This window comes from Neochlamydia sp. S13 (genome assembly GCF_000648235.2).
In the GTDB taxonomy this organism is placed as follows: Bacteria; Chlamydiota; Chlamydiia; order Chlamydiales; family Parachlamydiaceae; genus Neochlamydia.
The window spans coordinates 2,065,690-2,085,161 of the sequence record NZ_AP017977.1 but is presented as its reverse complement, the minus strand read 5'-3'; the positions used below and the strand labels follow the sequence as shown (position 1 = coordinate 2,085,161).

The window sequence follows — 19,472 nt, the reverse complement described above, 5'->3', positions numbered from 1 at the left end:
TCTATTTTTGAAGAGAATTGTTGTTAAATTTTTTATATTAACTGCGAGACGGTCGTATGGTTAAATTCTATAGAACCGCTCCTAAATGCCGTGTAAATAGTTTCAGCAAAATAAATAATTTCTTCGATCTCTTCATTGAGCTGGCTAGGGGTGGCATCAATGCTTTCAAGAACCCCTGTATAAGCCTGATATAAATGATCAAAATCCTCTTCTTTCAAGCTAGCCGTAGCCTGCTGAATATATAGAGCTATGTTGGATACAGGCTCGCCAGCCAAAGAGGGTAAAAAAGTTTGGAGATTTTCTAATCCCTCCACTAATTCAGCCTTTAAATGTAGAAAAAGCTCTTCTAAAAGTTTCTTTTTTCCCCTAGCCACTGTTAATAAAGACAAAATTAATAGAAGAGGAAGTATTAATGCTGTCAGGGCTTGCTGTTGCTTGGTAGTGGCTCCACATGCACTTACAAAGCTTTCCACAATTTTTTGCCAAATGCCTGTTTTCAAGGTAAGGATTAGAGCTAACTCAATTCCAAAAGATTGCTTTCTTTGTTGTTCCTTTTCATCTTTTTCTTTAAGAGGTGAGGAGTAGGTAAAGCTAAAATGGCTTAAGGCCCAGCTTAAAGCAATGGTGGTGAGGACAAGGCCACGAGAAATCATTAGCAATAATTGCTTATTTCCTTGATCTTCTTGGAGTAGATGGATTCTTGCGATAAAATCTACTAACCTTTGAGTGGATGAGGTTAAAGCTTTTCCCATAATTCCCGCCGAGCTTTCCTCTTTTTCGATCCCTTGCAAAGCAATTTTAAAGCTTAATAAAAGTGCGGGGGCAGCTTCCTTAATCGTTTGGGCCATAGTCACCGTACTTAAAGAGCTAATCAGCGGACCCAAAATAGTTAGAAATTCTCCATGGTTTTTTCTATTATAACTCTCTTTAACGGCCTCCAAAGCATGGGCTAGATTTTTTCTAGCTTTTTGTATTTCACTATTGTTTTCTTTCATAGGTGGCCTTCAGCAGCCTTTTTATTATGAATGTGGGCAAGGGTGGAGTAGGCCATGCCTAATTGGTTGGCTGCTCCCATCAACTCATCAAAAAATGGATCATTAGGCCCTAAGCTTGCTAAGCTATTTTTTATCGCTTCAAAAGTGGGAAAGCTGTCTTTAAGGATGCCTTGTAAGGCTTTTTCGGCTAACTCTGAATTCATCTGCCTGCGAAAATCTAACGGCGAGCCAGCCGCTGCGATAGGATTTTGAGAATCTAGAGCATTTGCAGAATTTTTAATTCCATTGAGTACTTTTGCTGCTCCTTCTAATAGCTTTCCTAGCGCAATTAAGGAGGGGTTGCGTTCTTCTATAGGGGCCTGTAAGCTTTGCTCGTAAGCTGCTCGTACATTGCTGGGCAGCCTCTCCGTAATTTCTGCTAGCACTTGTTTCCACGTGTCATCAGCTCGCGGGGGCGTTACTTCTACGCGCATATGTTCTAAAGGATGTAAAGTGGGCTTGCTTGGGGAGGTGTCATATTTCCATAAGGCTTGCTTGTCAATCTCAGTAAATGAAATAGAATCTAAATTATTTGCAATGCCCATCGATAGGCGTAAAGCATAGCTAGCGGCATTTTGATCATTGAGAAGAGAAAATTCTGGAATGCCGCCTGGGGCACCTGTTCCACTTCCTGAGATGCTCATCGTCTACCTCTCGGAGTTTTTTACATGAGTAATAGATTCATTTTCTGCTTTAACTTTTTCTATAATGGCAGGATCAATCTCTAATTGGGAAAGAAGATAGTCGTAAGTCATCAACCATTTTTCTTTATCTAGCATGTATTCTTGCTTATCTGCTGCTCTTTTTATGGCCTGCTCTATAGCCATAAGAGCACTGGCATAATCTTTAGCCTCAATCAAGCAATCACACATCTTTTCAAAAGGTAATGGATCTTCAGGATTTAGCACGCCTAATTCCATAAGCATGGCAACGGCGGCAAGCCAATTTTTTTGCTGAATATAGCAATGGGTCAAGGCGATGGTATATTTTTGATCAATAGGTACCATAACTTTTAGCCAACGATAAAGCTGGCTGGCTTCTTCAATTTCATTTTTTTGGTAAAGGGTATAAGCAAATTTATAAACGTAATCCATAAAATTTGCGTCAAAACCTAAAGCTTGGGCAGGTAACATGCCATTTTCAAAAATATCGATCAGCGCTTGTTCTTGTAGCTTTACCTCCTCTTCACTTAATTTTCCTCGATGGGCATCCACTGTCTTTTTAATGGCTTTTCTAAATTCTTCTGGGTTAAAGTCTTGTGTTTCTTCTGCCATGGATAAGTTCTCCTTCATTAGGTTTTATGGCGTGAGATGTTTGTTTGAAGTCTTTCTTGCAGTTCTAGGGGTTCAAATGATCATGGGGCTCCTTTAAGATAAGGTAAATTGTCCTGTTGATTCATCTTGTGTAAATGCTGGATGAGTAAAAGAGACCCTTACTTTTCTGCTTTAATAGTATCTTTAATTTCCTCTTGTAAATGCTTTATAGTCAGCAAAGCACGATCTTTTAGCATTTGAAATTCAGGTTTACTACCAGCTCTTTTAATCGCCATCTCCAAGGCAATAATCGTGGAATAAGAATCTTTCATGGCTACAAAGCAGTCTGACATGTGATAGTAGGGGATAGGGTTTTCAGGATCTAGCACACAGCAAATGGTGTAGGTATCTACGGCGTTTTTGTATTCTTTCATCATGTGAAAACAGGAAGCAAGCCCAAGGATATATTTGGCTTCATTAGCATTTAACATGATAAGTAGACGAAAAACTTGCACGGCATCTTTATAGCGGCCTGTTTGATAAAAATTGTAACCTTGCGCATAAAGTCCTTCCACTTGCTGATCACTAAGGTTTAATAGGTCTTTTGGCATATGTCCATTTTTAAAAAACTCGTCAGCTAATTGAGTCACATTCTTTTCTTGGCTTGCATCATTCTTCAGCTGTTCCCCTAAGCTTTCTACAGCTTTTTTTATTTGTTCTTCGTCACTTTTCATGAAGTTTCCTTTTTATATTGAAAATTCTGGATTATTTGAAAATTGCAGATAATATTGTGCTTAATTGTTGCAAGATGCTGTCGGCCACACTGCCCTGCTGACTTGCTGCATCATTACTTTGATTAACATTAGCCTGCAAGGATTTGGCTTGATCAGAAAGGGTTTGTTGGCTGGCCTGTAATTTACTAATGTAGTTTTGGTTGACGTTATTAAGCGCATTACGGGTGGCTTGGGCGGCATCTTTGTCCCAGCCATTGGTGCCTCCTAGAACTGTACCATCTCCTTGACTAAAGGTGCGCATTTGCCTAAGCTTATCACTATAAGCAGCTTGCCACTGCGATAAGAAGCTTAAAGTTTGAGACTGGGAGGCAGCTACATTTTGTATAGTCCCCAGCATGCTGATAAGAGCTAGTAAAACTTCATTTAAGATATAGGTGCTATTGGAATCCCTGGTTAAGGCAGTGGGGCTAAATTGAGGATTGTAGTAAAGGTTTTGCGTATAAGAGTACCAGTCCCCTAAGTCTTGGCTTGCCTCAAAAGAGCCTGAAGGTTGGCTGCTAGTAGCGGTTTTGGCTAGCTCGCTGGTATAGAAAGCAGAAAGACGTTGCACAAAAACTCTTTGCGCGACAGTCCAATTAGCAGAGTTTTGAGATAAAGTTCCTACCGGACCATTAAAAGATTCATAGATAGCTTGATAAGATTGCACGTAAGTAACGCCGGTGCTATTTTGGCTATTCAATAAACTTAACACACTAGATTTGTTAGATGTTTGGATAACTGTCGTGGTGCTTAAGTAGTTGAGGAAAGCTTTAGTAAAATTTCCATAGTTGTTGCTAAGGGTAGCTGTATAGGTAGTGCCGTTAAGAGTGAGAGTTTCTGAGGTACTACTACTAGATAAGATCGAGAAATTAAAATTTTTAATGAAATCAGAGAAGGCTGCTTTGAATTGTCCAGGTAGATTGGAAACATTGATAATGCTACTAAGATCTGTATTTCCTATATTCGGATTGGCACCCACTGAGGCTGTATAAATATTATATAATCCTTTTAAAGGGCTAGCTGAATTGGAAGGATCATAAGCTGCAGAAGGGATGGAGCTTGTGCTAGGATAGCCTAAGACTTTAGTATAAAATTGGTTGATAAAACTTGTAATGTCGGTCGTATCTATGGAATTAAAATTGGCGGGAGTTAAATTGCTATTAAGGGTCGCTGCACTCGTGGTAGAAGTGTTATATAATTTTTGAGTCGGTATCACAGCTAGTTGGCCACTCACATAAGAAAGACTTGTATCTAGCACATATGAGCCAGCAATACTGTTAAGATCTTCTAAAAAATTTTGTGAATTAGTACTTGAGGTCATAGGGCTCCTCCTAAAAATGCCGAAGTTATTTAATAAGACCTTAAAATCATGTGTAGAAAGAAAAGAGGCTGTCTTTAAGATCTACTAAAGGCTTCATGCTTATATTGTAAATTTTTTTTATTTATCTTTTACTGTTAATAAGTTTACCTAGCGATATTCTGGGCCATTTTTTGGATAATTTGTGAAATCGCTTGTAGAGCTGCGGACGCAGATTTATAATATTCCTCAAAGATATAAAGATAATTCCTCACCGTCTCTTTTTGAGTATCATTTAAGTTTTCACTAGCTGTAATAGCAAAGGTAATATTTTGCTGAAACTTTCCTGCTGCATTAGCATCGCTACTGTTAAAAGCACTATAATTATCTAACATCCATTTTCTAAAGCCTGCTGAAGCTAGCCCTGGTGGCGTGGTCGAGAGAACGGGTTGGCCATTTACACTGAATGTAGTATTTAAATCTGTTAAAACTTGTTTAAGCCTTGAATATAAGCTAGTAACATTGCTTCTATCGCTTGCGGAAGTAATCGCTGAAAGTGTTTTTAGCTGTTCAGTTAATTGGGTACGGATGTTCACCAATTTCTTATAGGCCGAGACAAATCCTGAAGATCCAGGAGCAATAGAAGGAAGAATAACAGGGGTAATAGGCTTGTTATAGAAGGCACTTGCCGCTTGTTGATAACCAGGGCTCCAAGCGGACGGCCCGTCTTTACCCCTGCCATCCCCATAGTTAAAATTAAAAGCACTAGATTTTGTAGTAATTTGGTTATGTAAATTTTGAAGTTCGGCTAAATTATCTAAAATTTGTTGGGTCGTATTCAAAGCACTTTTTAGCTGAGCCATATTTTTGGAAATGATCTGGTTACCTGTTTGAACGTAGTCAATTTCAATAATGCTTTGTAAGCCGCGTGCTCCTCCATAGCCCTCTAACTGTGCTGCCTGGACAGCATTAGCAACTGCGGAGACTTGAATAGCTAGGTCTAACCATTGTTTTAATTGGTTAGCACTTAGCTGGGGAATATTGCTGCCAGCCGCATTGGTATTCACGCCAATTGCTGCAAGAGAGCGTAAAATGGCATCATAATCTTGTGCCATACTCATCGTCATGAGATGTTGATTATAAGAAGACTTACCTGCTGAGGGAGGGACTTTAGCGGATAAGCCATGGGCAGCCAAAAAGCCCGCGCTTACGATTGAGCTAGGGTAGATGATCTGCCCTGAGCTTGTTACAATGACTCCGTACTTAGCCAGATTAGTCAATTGATTAAGCGCAGCATTGACTTCGGAAACGTTTAAGGCAGAAATAAGTGATGCCGGGTAGGCATTGGATGAGGTCGTAGAGCCTTGCAGCTGCAACACTCTTACAAACGCCATAATAGCATTATAGTAAGCAGAGGCCACTTTAGCATTAGTATATTCTAGCCGTGTAGGAATAGCACTGGGCATTCCACTTATATTTACATATGGTGTTGTAAAGGTCATAACCTACCCCTTCTTATAGTCAATGAAGGACTTCATGTTTAATATCAGGCATTCTTACTTAGATTTTTTTTAAGTTTTTTAGTAAGCAGATGAGCGTAAGTAAGTTAAATTTTTTCTTCTCAACTGCTCTTTTCTTTATAAAGTATAAATCTTTATTTTAATAATTATTTTTAATATTTTTATACGGCCACTTCCAAAGCTGGATTGGTTCCTCCCATTTTGATGGCACCCGTATTAACAGCAGGGGCAAGCATTAAATCGTTGGCATAGACTAACTTATTGGCAGGGTCCATCAATCGCTGGGTGAAGGTATATAGATCTAAAGAAGGCTTAATGTAGTCTTTAAAACTTTCTACGGTTGCTTCAAAAAAAGCCTCATTTTCTGTCTTTTTTATGTTGTCTAAATGGTCAGCAATGCTTCTGACTAATGAATAAGGTTGTGCGGCATCATGGATATCTTTAGCATTTGCATTGGCAGGCCCCACCAGCAGATCAGCAAGCTGCTGAGCTTGCTCTTGAGCTTTCTTTAAGCCTATTATGGGTAGATAAACAGCAGTCATACTGCTTAGAAGCTCTTGATGGAGATTAGCTTGGGAAAGAGGATTGTTCTCAAGGGCGGGAGATAAAGAAATGCCTGTAGCTATTCGGCGAGCTTCGTCTTTAGCCAACCCTTGTAGTCCCAGCTGATATTGCAAGTTGTCTCTTAAAGTAGCTTGAGAGATTTGTTCGGTGTTTGCTAACAAAGCAGCAGCAACTTTGTTGGCAATTTCAGAGGGTGTAGAGATTCCAGCAAGCGTTAAATTGCTGGCTAAATTACTAATGAACAGATTGGTGTCTAGATCATTGGGAGTAAAAAAAGGATCGCTTGTAGCAGTAGGAGCAACACCTGCTATTGAGCTGGCTATTTGTAAGGCGTCACCGGAAGAAAAACCTTGCGATTCCAAAGATTTTTTTAAGCCGTCTCTAAAATCAATTTGAGAGGTAAAAAGCGGATCATAAAAGGCGGTAGAAGCGGCAGAAAGTGCATCAGCGGCCTGCTCGCCTGTAATTCCATTTTTGGTTAAATTTTGGGCTAGATTATTAAAAAATTGATCGGAAGCTGCTACAGAAGAAGTTTGTTGAAAAGAGGTTAAAACAGCATTTTGAAGCATTTGTTGAAGAGCACCTAGGCCACTTGAGGATAAACCTGCTTGCAATCCTAATGCATTAGCAATTTGAGTAGATAACTGTTGAGCGGCATAGGCCTGGACAAAAGGATTGGAAGCGAAATCATTGATGCCTAATCCTTGCCCAGTTAAGCTAGCAATAGTGGATGAGCTGAGACCAGCCAAGCCTAATAATTGGGCGCCTAAGCCAGATTGTCCTAAGGAAGAAGACAGTAAACTTAAAGCTACTCCTGCCGATGAGAGGTTAATGATCGCGCTTAAAGTGTTTAAAGCCTGGCTAGCGGCAGGGTTATCATTAAGGTCTTGTAAAGCAGAGGATAAGCTATTTTGAGAGATAAGATGGGTGACATTGCTAATAAAGCCCAAGGCTAAAGCTTTGCTTATATTGACGCCATCAATAGTACGGCCAGCTGCATCATTTTTTAGTAGATCAATCATCTGCTGGCCACTCACCAGGGAAGCACTGGCCAATATATTGGCAGTGGCTACTAAGGATACATCAATCGTTCCTGGTTTTAACACAGCATTAAACCTTTGATAATAGGCATTTTGATTTCCTTGATTATGCAGCCTTGCGACGATGGAAGGCTCTAGAGAGGCTGCAATAGAAGCTAAGCCTGCAGTGTTGCTGTTGCCTGCTGCTGAATTGTTATTTGTAACCATTTGAGAAGCAAAGGAAGCAGGAAGAGCCATTAAAGATGTTTTAACGGGTAAGTAATAATCAAGAAATTCTCGCATATCTAGATTTAACTTTAAGCCCTTGTTAATTTGCCCTACGACAGCAAAGGTGAGCTGAAAAAGAGGTAGATAGATAGATTCAATTAAATCGGTAGGAGTGGCAGTGGGATAAGGAGTAAGCAAAGGGATGGGCGAAGCATTAATGAGGGCAGGGACATTTACGGGAGCAGGAGGTGCAGAAGAGGCTATAGGTAAAAGAGGAGCATAGGTAGGAAGTAGTTCTTGAGCGGGAAGAGGCTCTAAGCCATATCTTTTTCTTTTTTCGTTAATCTCCGCTAGCTTTTGATTGTTTTTGGCTGCTTGATTGTTATAAGCATTGGCAGCGTCATTGTAATTATTAATTGTCTGATTACGGGAAGTGACATAGTTATTGTAAGTATTAACAGCCTGATTATATGTCGCTTGTGCAGCATTGTAGGTAGCGGTGTTTTGGGCATATTCTTCAGCAGAAATGTTACCGGCTAGAAAAGCTTGCGTTTGAGCTTGATAAAGGGTGTAGGCATTATTAAAATTAATGGCTGCGTTATGGATACTTGTGGTGCTGCTATTATCCTGGGAAACACCGCTATTGTAGTCAGCAATGGGTATGTTTACTAAATTAATCCCATCATTAGCGTCTTGGTTGATTTTTTGAGTTTCAGCTTGTAGGCTCAGAAGTTCTTGGAGGATTTGCAAGAGATTATTGGCATTATCGATAGAATTTTTGTAAAAATTGGATCGAAGCAGATTAATGAGGGCACTCTCGCTGTATGAGCTTTGCTTATTCATGCGCGTGGCAAGAGAAACTATTTGCAAATAAGAGAGAAGGGAAGGTTTAGGAATTTGAGGATTATCAGGATTGAAAATAACCAGTCCTGGGTTAGCTAAAGCTTTACTAGCTAAGGTATCCCCAGAAACTTGTGTGGAAGAGGGGGAGGAAGCCGAGGAGGAAGCATTGGAATTGGCTTTCACCCCAGAATTAACGGCTGAGATGTTTTCGGTCGAAGGATCTTGCTGACTATTATTTTGTAGAGGGCTAACCATATTAACATCTCCTGTCTTAAGGCTTTTGCATTAGGCACGAAAAATTCTTCTTAGTATTCTTTTCTCTTTTAGGGATATGAATGTAATTTGTGTGCCTAAGAAATTTTTTAGAAAACAATTTTAAACCTTATAATTTAATTATATTAAAAAATAAATTTACCATCAATTATTTTATTAAAAAAATATTTATAGTTTTTCCTTTTTTAGCATGAGTAATTAAGGTTTAAGAGGCTTAACTTCGCAGGTCTTAAAGCTGGGCATTAATAAGAAAAGAATATTGCTTTATAACAATCATTAATCTTATCTAGCCGATCCACTGGCTTGTTATTCAGCGTATCTTTTTCTCACTTTTTCGAGTTCCTTTAGGTCAACCAAGGCAGCACAAATCATTCTTCAAAAAGAAGGGTGTAAAAGGTAAAGTCTTCTCAGAAATTAGGTCAATAAACCTACATTTAAGCTACAAAAGTTTTTAAGAAAAGGGGTTTTTTTATTCAAAATTCTATTTAAGCTGCCACCGATGATGCAGATGCTTAATAAAAAACATTTTAGAAGTTTGCCCGTCATTAAATTTTTTTGTGCTCTATCTTTTAAGCCTAGGAGAATGGTCAAGCTGCTGCGTTAGCAAAGGTTGTTTTTCTGGCAGAAGCCTATAGGGGAAAGGGAGAGGCGAGCTAATGATTATTAAAATCTTTCCAAAAAGAGTGGTGATGGGAAATTTGGCTAGTTTGAGGAAATAGCCTTCTTTCAATAAATTTACGCCAAGATCTAGAAATCTGGTCTAAGTTGATTTCTAAAAGCCCATAATGGGCGTTAGCCATGGTACTATGGATATTTAAAGCATCTATCAGCAACTTAAGCCAATACCCAGTGTGCGAAAAGTCATCTTCAAGATACAAGGCCGAATAGCGTATCACTTCAGGAGCCGTACGGTGGGTAATCATCCATCCTACGATTCTCTGCTTATAACGTAACGCTAGACTGTTTTCATATTCTATTAAGTTTTTTTCTCTTCCTAAAGGGAAAATGTAGTCGGGAATGCTCATTTGTTCCTGACGATGCATAAGATCTTGTCTTTCTTTGTGAGTGATCTTTTTAAAAAGAAGCTCTTCGAAACCCTCTTCTAAGGTAACATTTTTGCTCTGCCACCATTGGAGATTAAAATCAGAGCGTTTAAAAAGACATTCGATGATTAAAGGCCTAGGGCCTTGCCACTTTTGCTCTAAGAACACCTTTTCCAACAGGGAAGCCATAGGGCTTTCTTGAATGTAAGAAAAGGTTGCTAAGGTGGTAGAGAGCGAAGCTAGAAGTCTGGACATTTCTTCTAGAAGAAGCCGTGCCAGACGAGGATTAGCATGGTGCTTGTCCAAATTTAACGAATGGATGTGAGCAGTATGTATCTGCAGGTGGGCTGTCGCTAAGATAATCCCTACAGGCTGCTCTTGCTCAACCAATCCAATCCCATAGACAGGCGATTGGATTTCAAAAGGATCTAGGCCATTTAAGCAACTATGCAGGGAGGAAGGTAGAAGTTGAGCATAGCTTTCGCACAGGCTTGCCTCTTGCAAGGGAAAGGTAAGAGGAGCAACTTTCATGATAAATCCTCTGGGACAAGGCAACAAACGTGGAAGCTTTTAAGGAGTTGAAAAGATTTATCTTCTAAATTTTTAGTTGCCTAAGGAGTTTTTTTAGCATTTATTATGCATTTCCCAATGCCCTTCAAGCAATCTTTTCAGTGTTTCTCTTAATAAGAGGTGCTTTTAAATCGGTGATGGTTTCTTTATCGATAATGATTTCTTCGATGGTACTATCAGAGGGCACTTCATACATTAGCTCTTTCATGCTGCTTTCCAAAATCATCCGTAAGGCCCTTGCGCCTGTGCCAGCTTCCATTGCTTTACGGGCAATGGCATGGAGAGCTTCGTCGGTAAAGGTAAGCTTTACTCCTTCAAGTTCAAACATAGCCGCAAATTGCTTGGCTACAGCATTTTTAGGCTTAATTAAAATATCTTTTAGATCTTCTAGCTTAAGTTCATTACAGTTGGCGATACTGTTGAAGCGACCGATAAACTCAGGAATCATCCCAAATTGAACAAAATCTTCAGGTTCTGCTTTCGATAGGAGCATACTCTTTTGGTTAGGATCAATACTTTCTTTAGATTCATTAGTAAATCCAATCGTACTTCTTCCCAACCGCTTAGCTACCATTTTTTCCAGGTTAACGAAAGCTCCTCCTACAATAAATAGAATATTTTCGGTGTTAACTTTTATATATTCTTGGTTAGGGTGCTTACGTCCTCCTTTGGGAGGCACATTAGCTATAGTGCCTTCAACTATTTTTAGAAGAGCTTGTTGAACGCCTTCACCAGAAACATCTCGAGTGATAGAGACATTAGCGGTGGTACGGTTAATCTTATCAATTTCATCCACATAGATAATTCCCTGCTCAGCTTTGGCTACATCATAGTCAGCCGCTTGCAGTAGACGCAGGATGATATTTTCAACATCTTCTCCCACATAGCCAGCTTCGGTAAGAGTCGTAGCATCAGCGATAGTAAAAGGCACATCGAGGATGGTTGCTAATGTTTTAGCTATTAATGTTTTTCCTGAGCCGGTAGGACCAAAAAGAAGGACGTTAGATTTGCTAAAATCAATTTTATTTTCCCCATCCTCTTTATTTTTATTTAGCGCTTGCAAACGCTTGTAATGATTGTAGACGGCAACAGAAATTGTTCGCTTGGCACTTTCCTGGCCAATAATGTACTCATCCAGACGCTCTTTAATTTCTTTAGGTTTTAATAGCTTTAGCTCATGATTAGGTGTCTTTTTTTTATCTACAATTCCTGCACAGAGGCGAACACATTTATCACAAATATATACGTTAGGTCCTGAAATAAGCTTTTCCACAGCTTCTTCTGAACGACCACAGAAAGAACAGGCAACTACTTCTTTAAGAGGCGTAGGTTTTTTTGACATCTTGACCTTTAAATAAATTATTTTTTAGGTGTAACAACTTCATCAATTAAGCCATACTCTTTTGCTTCAAGAGGACTCATATAAAAATCTCTTTCCGAATCTTGAGCAATTCTTTCTACATTTTGTCCTGTAGCTTCAGCCATAATTTCATGAATGCGCTTTTTTAAATAAAGAATCTCTTTCGCTTGCAAGGCAATATCAGCAGAAGACCCGCCGACGCCTCCAATAGGTTGGTGAATCATAATCCGGCTATTAGGTAAGGCATAGCGATGGCCTTTTGTGCCTGCAGCTAGTAAAAGAGCTCCCATGGAAGATGCTTGGCCTATACAGTAAGTATTGATGCGGCAGCCCATCCATTGTAGGACATCGTAGATAGCTAAACCAGCAGTAATGTAGCCACCCATAGAGTTGATGTAAAGATTGACATCTTTTTTAGGATCTTCCATCCTTAAAAATAGAAGTTGAGCGACAACTACATTGGCTACATGATCAGTGATATCGGTTCCAATAAAAACGATGCGGTCTTTAAGTAAGCGGGAAAAAATATCCATCGATCGCTCGCCCCGCCCAGTATCTTCAATCACATAAGGGGTCAGCGAGTTTTTTGATCTTTCTTCATTCATAACAATCCTTATTTATTGTAGCTGCTTCAAACTTATAAGATGAAATATTCCGCAAGTCAAGTATTAATCTATATGCTGGGCTTGCTCGACAAGAAAGTCCTTAGTTTTTTGAGTGATTAAAAAACTATACAGTCTTTCTCGCATATCTTCTGCTTTCATCGATTCGTCAATAACAGCGGTCTCTTGGCTGAGCATTTGTTTCATAAACTCTTGTATGATTTCTTCTTGAGAAACCTCTATTTGATGATCGTCTGCTATCTCGCGTAGAAGATAGAATAGGCGATAAGCATTTTCAATGCTTTGAGTGATCTGCTGTCTGGCTTCTTCAGATTTTTTTTCAAGCTCCTCGGGGCTTAGGTTTGCTTTCCGAATATTTTTAAGCGCTTGCATGATTTGCAATTCTTTATCTTCTTTTGTCAATGAATAGGGAATATCAAACGGATATTTTTCTGCTAGCTGTTTTTCAATTTGGCGTCGTTGCTCCATCTGGGCATACTCATCTGCACGCTTTTCCAAGTTTTTTTCAATACGGGCCTTTAATTCTTCTACGGTAGGAGCACCGGCTTTGGCAGCTAGTTCGTCATTGATCTCAGGAAGAAGCGCTTGTTGATGAGCGGTGATGGTAATTTTGCAGCGGGTAGGCTTGAAATTTGCATGCTCAGAATGATCATGTGTAGGATCTTCACAAGTCTCTGCATGGGTAGAGTCTTGTTCACTCATGCCCTCTACAACATCGTTAACATTTTTGCCAATAAGAAGATTGTATAACCATGCTCCTATCTTGCCCTTTTCTACCTGAAAGCGGGAGTCTTTACAAATTTCAAAGCCTTCATCCATATTTTCGATAGTTAAGTCAACGTAATCCCCTTCAATAATAGGATGATCCACCTTATCTTCCCAAGTCGCATGAGAAAGTTGAATTTGCTGCAGAATCTCTTGGACCTTGGCAGGGCTAATAGGTTCCTTTTGAGCTTTTTTAACGGTCAGTTCATCTGGCTTGACTTTTGGTACTCGCGGCTCCGCTTCATATTCGATGACTAAGTGGGCCCCTTTTTCGAGAGAAATTTCTTTAATTTGTGGGCGTTGGATGGTATCCCTACTAAAAGGGTAAGCTTGGGTAAGTTCAAGAGCTTCTTGGAAAGCAGTGTTGACAAGAAGATCATTCCATTCTTGGTGGACAGGAGCTTTATAATTTTGCACGACGAAATTTTCAGGAGCCTTTCCTTTACGGAAGCCAGGCAAGGTCACTTCTTTATTAACATTTTTAATCGCTTTTTTGTAGGCCGCCTGAGTTGCCAGAGGAGAGACAGTAATCTCGAGTTTTATTTTACATCCTGGTGCACGTGAAAAGATAACATGAAGGTTATCATTTTTATATTCGTTTTGTTGAGCTGACACAAAAATACCTCATAATAAAAGATGGAGAGGAAGATAGAAAAAAACTACTTATCCTAAAGAATCAAAATTTTAAATTATCATAAACGGAAATATAAGAAGATATTGCTAAAGTAGCGGGTGATGAGATTTGAACTCACGACACTCACGTTGGCAACGTGATGCTCTACCCCTGAGCTACACCCGCAGTCTATTTCCTATGCCTAAAAAGTTTATCAATAGCGGGTGATGAGATTTGAACTCACGACACTCACGTTGGCAACGTGATGCTCTACCCCTGAGCTACACCCGCACGATTTTTAAGCGCAGAAGTAGAAGTATAAAAATATAAAGCTTTTCTAACAAGGAAAAAAGAGAGGTCGCTAAAGGTTGTATGCCGAGGGTCTTTTTAAAGTTTAAAGTCTCTTGAAGAAAAAGATTTTGACCGAGACGCAAAAAGTGTTATTTAATCTCTCCAGAGGCTGTGTAGTTTTAAAAAGGATTAACAGTAGACCCTTCCTATTGCATTCATACAGAATCCTTTGCTTGGCAGCCAGAAAGCAAGGAGCTTTTTTATTTTCGTAAAAATAAAAAGAAAAAAATAGGGATTATTTCATAAAGTTAAGGCAAGAGGCCAAGGAATAGAGCAATTTTTGGTAAGCTTAGCGTAGTTTATTGGGATGAGGGATGTTAAATGGGATGGATCCTTAGAAAAAATAAAGCTAAAAAATTTTTAAAGAGAGAGAGGCGGCAAAAGAAAAAAATGCTAGCCACGTTTATAAAAATCGGCAACTAAAGCTTTAAGGGCGAGAGAGAAAAAGACTTTAAATAGCTAAAAAACAATACGAATGAGGATTCAAGTTAAAAGAGATAAATATAGATTATAAGAAAGATAAGTCAAAGAATAGGGAATGCTACGCCTCTTTCGTCCATAATTTTTCTTAAAAGTTCAGAGGTTAAAGAAAGAAAAAATATAATAATACTTGAATTTATTTACGAATTTTAGTTTGTTTTGACAACATGATCTTAACTTTATATACTGCGCCGATGTGGACAGTAGCTCTTACCCTTCATAAAAAATAAATTTTTAAGAATATAACATGCTAAACTTTCGAAAGCTTAAGCAAGATTACTCGTCAGCTTTATTAAAAGATGGAAAAGCTCTCTATGAAAAAGGGACAGTTTCGTCGGCAAAGATTGTCACTTTAGACGCTCAACGTGTCCGTTTGAGTTGTAAAGTACAGGGGGCCTTTGAAAAAACTTACAATTGTGAAATAGAAATTGATAGGCGTGAATCCACGACCATGGATTCTGATTGCGATTGCCCTCATCAGTATGATTGTCAGCATTTATCTGCTGTTCTGTTTTATTTAGAAGCGCATTTAGATGAAACCATTGTGAAATACTCTAAAGAGACTGATCTAGGCAAAAATCCAGCTATTGATGAATCTGAAAAGGAGACCCTACGAGAAACCTTTAAGGAAGCGGAAACTAAGGAAACCGTGCGTCGCAACAAAAAACAGCAAAAAGAGCTGCTTATAGAATATGTAGGGGCATCGGATGTTTTAGGGAAATCTCCTTTTTTCCTTCCCGAAGAAGAGCTAATACAAGATAAAGCAGAATTGGCTATCATCTTCTCAAATATAGCCCCTACTTCCCCGCAATCTTATGTGGAAGTGCAGCTAGCTTTAAGATTGCCTTTTCGTTCTAAGCCTTTAAATATCGCTAATGCTCGAGAGTTCTTGGATTCTTTATGTTATCAAGAGCCTTTTTACATTGGAAATAAACGTTATTATTTCACTTTGCAATCCTTTGATGAGGATAGTGCCCAAACTCTTAAAATGCTGATGAATTTTGCACGTTTCCCTGAAGTAAAAGAAGATCGCAATTTACGCCTTATCCACATTGATTTAGAAGCCTTCGGAAATCTTCTTGCTCAGGCTTATGAGGGAGCTATTGCTCGCCCTAAAGCTTTAAACACCTCTTATGAAACGGAGGCTGAACATCCCTTGTTGCCTTGTTTTTATTGTGGGACTATGGAGGAGCCCTTACGCTATTCAGGCCAGCTCGGGAAGCTGCGTTTTGAGTTAGAATATATAAAAGCAGATAGCCCTAAAATCCTGGTTAATCCAACTTTGATGATTGACGAGGATCAGAGGGTAACTTTACCAGAAGTGCGCCTCTTTGAATGTGCCAAGCCTGGCTTATTGTATCAGAACAATTATTATAGATTCCAGCCACGCATTCGACGCAAACATCTCCGTAATCTACCAGCTATCCGGGATGTAACCATCCCTGAAGCTCTTTTTGGAACTTTCGTAGAGAATTCTTTACCTGAGCTTATGCGCTATGCAGATATTTATAATCGTGAGATTATCGATCGCTTTGTGACCTTACCCTTTGTGGGTAAGCTACGGGCTATTTGCGATATAAATTATTTAAATGGTGAGCTAGAAGCCGCGCTACAGTTTATTTATGATGATATTGTTGTACCTGCGGCTCCTTCGCAAATTAATCCTAATCACATCTTACCCTTTGTAACAACAGAAGGAATTTTAGCACGTAATTTGACAGAAGAGCAAAAAATCTTACGTGAACTCTTCCAAGATTTTATTTACGATCCTTCGACCGGTTTTTTTATTGCCAAAACAGATAAAAAAATTATTGAATTTATGACCGATATTATCCCTCATAATCAAGATCGTATTAAATTTAATTGCCCTGAAAACCTTTTAGATCAATTTATTTATGAAGAGACTAAATTTAAAATTCACCTTAAAGAAACCGATCGTATTGACCAATATGAAGTGCACATTAAGGTGAATGGGTATTTAAACGGCTTTACCTTAGATATGTTGTGGGAATGTTTATCAACAAAGCGCGCTTTTGTAGAGTTAGCACGAAAAAAGAGCACGAAAAAGAAAGATTCTGCTTCTAAATCGCATAAAATTCTCGTTTTAGAGCTGGATAAATTGGCGCCAATTATCCAATTACTAGATGATATAGGGGTTAAACAGCTAGCAGACCATGTGCAGGTTTGTCCTTTGTGGAGCTTATCAAGCATCGATGTCAAGGCTTACCAAGGTTTACCTCTAGATATTACCATGAGCCCTAAGCTAAAACTTATTCAAGAGCAGATGTTAGGAATGGCTGTTCCTTGCACAAGTGTTATTCCTAAAAATATTCAAGCCTCTCTTAGATCCTATCAAAATGAAGGTGTGAGCTGGCTTAACCGTTTACGTGACATGCATTTGAACGGTATCTTAGCTGATGACATGGGTCTGGGAAAAACTTTGCAATCAATTATTGCAATTACGCAGCATAAACTTGAGCATCCTAAAGCTATTTCTCTTGTTGTTTGCCCTACTTCTTTGGTTTATAACTGGAAAGAAGAGATTGGTAAGTTTAACCCTCAGCTTAAAGTATTAGCTGTAGACGGCACTCCTACTCAACGTAAAAAGTTATTAACCTCTATTCGCGACTTCGATGTCATTATTACCTCTTATAGTCTTTTACAAAAAGATGTAGATTTCTATATTACTATTAAGTTCGGTTATTGCATTCTAGATGAGGCCCAGCATATTAAGAATCGTGGAACCCGCAATGCCAAATCGGTAAAAATGATACAAGCCGCTCATCGTCTAATCTTAACAGGTACGCCTATAGAAAATTCATTAGATGAGCTATGGAGCTTGTTTGACTTTTTAATGCCTGGCTTGCTCAGCAGTTATGAAAGGTTTGTGGAAAAATATATTCGGCATCCTTCCCAGCCTGCTGGCTCCCAACTGGAAATTTTACGCCAGAAAGTTTCTCCTTTCATTTTACGGCGCATGAAACAAGACGTTCTTTCCGAACTACCGCCTGTCTCTGAAATTGTCTACCATTGCCATCTTTCTGAAACCCAGCGCGAGCTTTATCATTCTTATGCCGCCTCGGCAAGGGAAGAACTCTCTAAGCTAGTCAAGCGGGAAGGCTTTGAAAAAATTCAGATTCATGTGCTAGCCACACTGACTCGTTTGAAGCAGATTTGCTGCCATCCAGCAATCTTTGCTAAAGACAAAGCAGAAGTGGGGGATTCTTCTAAATACGATATGTTGATGGAGTTGCTGCAAACCCTTATAGAGGGAAAGCATAAAACTGTTATTTTCAGCCAATATACGCGCATGCTTAATATCATGCGGGAAGATTTACAAAGGCAAGGTATTCCTTTTGAATATCTGGATGGAGCTAGTAAAAATCGTTTAAATATTGTAAAAAAATTTAATGAGGATCAAAATATCCCTGTTTTTCTAGTGTCTTTAAAGGCCGGGGGTACAGGGCTAAATCTTGTCGGAGCTGATACCGTCATTCATTATGATATGTGGTGGAACCCGGCCGTAGAAAATCAGGCAACAGATCGCGTGCATAGAATTGGGCAAAAAAATGCCGTTTCAGCATATAAATTGGTGACACTCAATACAATCGAAGAAAAAATCATGGAGCTGCAGAATCGTAAAAAAGGTCTTGTGAAAAAAGTCGTAAGCTCAGATGACGAAGCTATCTCGAAATTGACTTGGGAAGAGGTGTTGGAGTTGTTGCAAACATAAAAGGTACAATAGAGGCCACATGAGTAAGAAAAATCAATTAGGAATTAAAGATAACTTTAGTAAAATGGCCCGTTCTGCTTTTGGGCAGCTTACTAAGTTTCGTGGCGTCTTCTCAAATGATATTGGCATTGATCTTGGAACTGCTAACACGTTAGTTTTTGTTAGAGGAAAAGGAATCGTTTTAGCAGAGCCTTCCGTTGTGGCTGTTGATTCTACTACTAATGAAGTTTTGGCTGTCGGCCAAAAAGCAAAAGCGATGTTAGGCAAGACTCCTCGTAAGATACATGCCGTCAGGCCGATGAAAGACGGGGTGATCGCGGATTTTGAAATCGCCGAAGGTATGCTTAAAGCTTTAATTAAACGTGTGACACCTTCACGTAGCTTATTTCGACCTAAAATTCTTATCGCTGTTCCTTCTGGCATCACAGGAGTAGAAAAGCGTGCAGTAGAGGACTCTGCTCTGCATGCTGGTGCTCAAGAGGTCATCCTTATAGAGGAGCCTATGGCTGCAGCAATTGGAGTCGATTTGCCTGTCCATGAAGCCTCTGCCAATATGATTATTGACATTGGAGGAGGGACAACAGAAATTGCTATTATCTCTTTAGGGGGAATTGTAGAATCCCGTTCTTTAAGGATTGCAGGCGATGAGTTTGACGAGTGCATTGTCAATTATATGCGCCGTACTTACAATTTGATGATCGGTCCTAGGACTGCAGAAGAAATTAAGATGACCATTGGGTCAGCTTATCCCTTGGGAGGTAACGAACTAGAAATGGAGGTTCGTGGACGAGATCAGGTGGCAGGGCTACCTGTAACCAAAAGAATTAATTCTGTAGAAATTAGAGAATGCTTAGCTGAACCTATTCAACAAATTATTGAGAGCGTTAAGCTAACGTTAGAAAAATGTCCTCCTGAATTAGCGGCCGATTTGGTGGAAAGGGGAATGGTTTTAGCGGGAGGAGGGGCTTTGATTAAAGGCATTGACAAAGCTTTGATTAAAGAGACAGGCTTACCGGTTATCATCGCTCAAAATCCTTTACTTGCCGTATGTTTGGGGACAGGAAAAGCGCTAGAATATCTGGATAAATTCAAAAGACGTAAACAATTGTAAATGATAGGTAAATAGGTAA

At 39.3% G+C, this 19,472-nt stretch carries 13 protein-coding genes and 2 tRNA genes; 2 read left to right on the top strand and 13 right to left on the bottom strand.

Going from position 1 to position 19,472, the window contains the following annotated elements:
• Positions 1-32: 32 nt before the first annotated feature.
• The 13 genes from TY21_RS08060 to TY21_RS08000 form a co-directional block, all read right to left on the bottom strand.
• Positions 33-995: a hypothetical protein gene (locus TY21_RS08060; RefSeq protein ID WP_042241024.1), complete on the bottom strand. Its 963-nt coding sequence runs from the start codon at positions 993-995 to the stop codon at positions 33-35.
• Entirely contained in the window at positions 992-1,678 is a 687-nt protein-coding gene (locus TY21_RS08055; protein WP_042241021.1) for a hypothetical protein, read from the bottom strand. Before TY21_RS08055 ends, TY21_RS08060 begins: the two co-directional genes overlap by 4 nt.
• A 3-nt stretch (positions 1,679-1,681) precedes the next feature.
• Complete coding sequence (locus tag TY21_RS08050; RefSeq protein WP_042241019.1) at positions 1,682-2,308, bottom strand: tetratricopeptide repeat protein; 627 nt, start codon at positions 2,306-2,308, stop codon at positions 1,682-1,684.
• Positions 2,309-2,466: 158 nt separating this feature from the next.
• Positions 2,467-3,021, bottom strand: a complete 555-nt coding sequence (locus TY21_RS08045) for a SycD/LcrH family type III secretion system chaperone (protein WP_039386890.1) — start codon at positions 3,019-3,021, stop codon at positions 2,467-2,469.
• Positions 3,022-3,052: 31 nt separating this feature from the next.
• Positions 3,053-4,381, bottom strand: a complete 1,329-nt coding sequence (locus TY21_RS08040; protein WP_042241016.1) for a hypothetical protein — start codon at positions 4,379-4,381, stop codon at positions 3,053-3,055.
• Between the two features lie 143 nt (positions 4,382-4,524).
• Positions 4,525-5,859, bottom strand: coding sequence for a hypothetical protein (locus TY21_RS08035; RefSeq protein WP_042241013.1), 1,335 nt, complete (start codon positions 5,857-5,859; stop codon positions 4,525-4,527).
• A gap of 179 nt (positions 5,860-6,038) precedes the next feature.
• Positions 6,039-8,786, bottom strand: coding sequence for a hypothetical protein (locus TY21_RS08030; RefSeq protein ID WP_042241011.1), 2,748 nt, complete (start codon positions 8,784-8,786; stop codon positions 6,039-6,041).
• A gap of 671 nt (positions 8,787-9,457) precedes the next feature.
• The gene (locus TY21_RS08025; RefSeq protein ID WP_042241007.1) at positions 9,458-10,378 is read right to left on the bottom strand and encodes a hypothetical protein; all 921 of its coding nucleotides are present in this window, start codon (positions 10,376-10,378) and stop codon (positions 9,458-9,460) included.
• Between the two features lie 124 nt (positions 10,379-10,502).
• Positions 10,503-11,759, bottom strand: a complete 1,257-nt coding sequence (clpX, locus tag TY21_RS08020) for an ATP-dependent Clp protease ATP-binding subunit ClpX (protein ID WP_042241005.1) — start codon at positions 11,757-11,759, stop codon at positions 10,503-10,505.
• 17 nt (positions 11,760-11,776) lie between these two features.
• Entirely contained in the window at positions 11,777-12,382 is a 606-nt protein-coding gene (locus TY21_RS08015; RefSeq protein ID WP_039386906.1) for an ATP-dependent Clp protease proteolytic subunit, read from the bottom strand.
• Positions 12,383-12,445: 63 nt separating this feature from the next.
• Positions 12,446-13,780 carry a trigger factor gene (gene tig / locus TY21_RS08010; protein WP_042241001.1) on the bottom strand — a complete coding sequence of 445 codons (1,335 nt, stop codon included), beginning with the start codon at positions 13,778-13,780 and terminating at the stop codon, positions 12,446-12,448.
• Positions 13,781-13,892: 112 nt separating this feature from the next.
• Positions 13,893-13,964 (bottom strand) — tRNA-Gly (locus TY21_RS08005).
• A 33-nt stretch (positions 13,965-13,997) separates the two neighbouring features.
• A tRNA-Gly gene (locus TY21_RS08000) sits at positions 13,998-14,069 on the bottom strand.
• Between the two features lie 787 nt (positions 14,070-14,856).
• Between TY21_RS08000 and TY21_RS07995 the strand changes: the two genes are divergently transcribed.
• The gene (locus TY21_RS07995; protein ID WP_039386911.1) at positions 14,857-18,342 is read left to right on the top strand and encodes a DEAD/DEAH box helicase; all 3,486 of its coding nucleotides are present in this window, start codon (positions 14,857-14,859) and stop codon (positions 18,340-18,342) included.
• Between the two features lie 64 nt (positions 18,343-18,406).
• A complete protein-coding gene (locus TY21_RS07990; protein WP_174232801.1) occupies positions 18,407-19,453 on the top strand; it encodes a rod shape-determining protein in 1,047 nt (348 codons plus the stop codon).
• The last annotated feature ends 19 nt before the right edge of the window (positions 19,454-19,472 follow it).

Excerpts from the sequence above, each read along its gene's own strand:
- TY21_RS08025 (WP_042241007.1), bottom strand. The coding sequence starts at position 10,378 with ATGAAAGTTGCTCCTCTTACCTTTCCCTTGCAAGAGGCAAGCCTGTGC.
- clpX (WP_042241005.1), bottom strand. The coding sequence starts at position 11,759 with ATGTCAAAAAAACCTACGCCTCTTAAAGAAGTAGTTGCCTGTTCTTTC.
- TY21_RS08030 (WP_042241011.1), bottom strand. The coding sequence starts at position 8,786 with ATGGTTAGCCCTCTACAAAATAATAGTCAGCAAGATCCTTCGACCGAA.
- TY21_RS08050 (WP_042241019.1), bottom strand. The coding sequence starts at position 2,308 with ATGGCAGAAGAAACACAAGACTTTAACCCAGAAGAATTTAGAAAAGCC.
- TY21_RS08015 (WP_039386906.1), bottom strand. The coding sequence starts at position 12,382 with ATGAATGAAGAAAGATCAAAAAACTCGCTGACCCCTTATGTGATTGAA.
- TY21_RS07990 (WP_174232801.1), top strand. The coding sequence starts at position 18,407 with ATGGCCCGTTCTGCTTTTGGGCAGCTTACTAAGTTTCGTGGCGTCTTC.
- TY21_RS08035 (WP_042241013.1), bottom strand. The coding sequence starts at position 5,859 with ATGACCTTTACAACACCATATGTAAATATAAGTGGAATGCCCAGTGCT.
- TY21_RS08055 (WP_042241021.1), bottom strand. The coding sequence starts at position 1,678 with ATGAGCATCTCAGGAAGTGGAACAGGTGCCCCAGGCGGCATTCCAGAA.
- TY21_RS08045 (WP_039386890.1), bottom strand. The coding sequence starts at position 3,021 with ATGAAAAGTGACGAAGAACAAATAAAAAAAGCTGTAGAAAGCTTAGGG.
- TY21_RS07995 (WP_039386911.1), top strand. The coding sequence starts at position 14,857 with ATGCTAAACTTTCGAAAGCTTAAGCAAGATTACTCGTCAGCTTTATTA.
- TY21_RS08060 (WP_042241024.1), bottom strand. The coding sequence starts at position 995 with ATGAAAGAAAACAATAGTGAAATACAAAAAGCTAGAAAAAATCTAGCC.
- TY21_RS08040 (WP_042241016.1), bottom strand. The coding sequence starts at position 4,381 with ATGACCTCAAGTACTAATTCACAAAATTTTTTAGAAGATCTTAACAGT.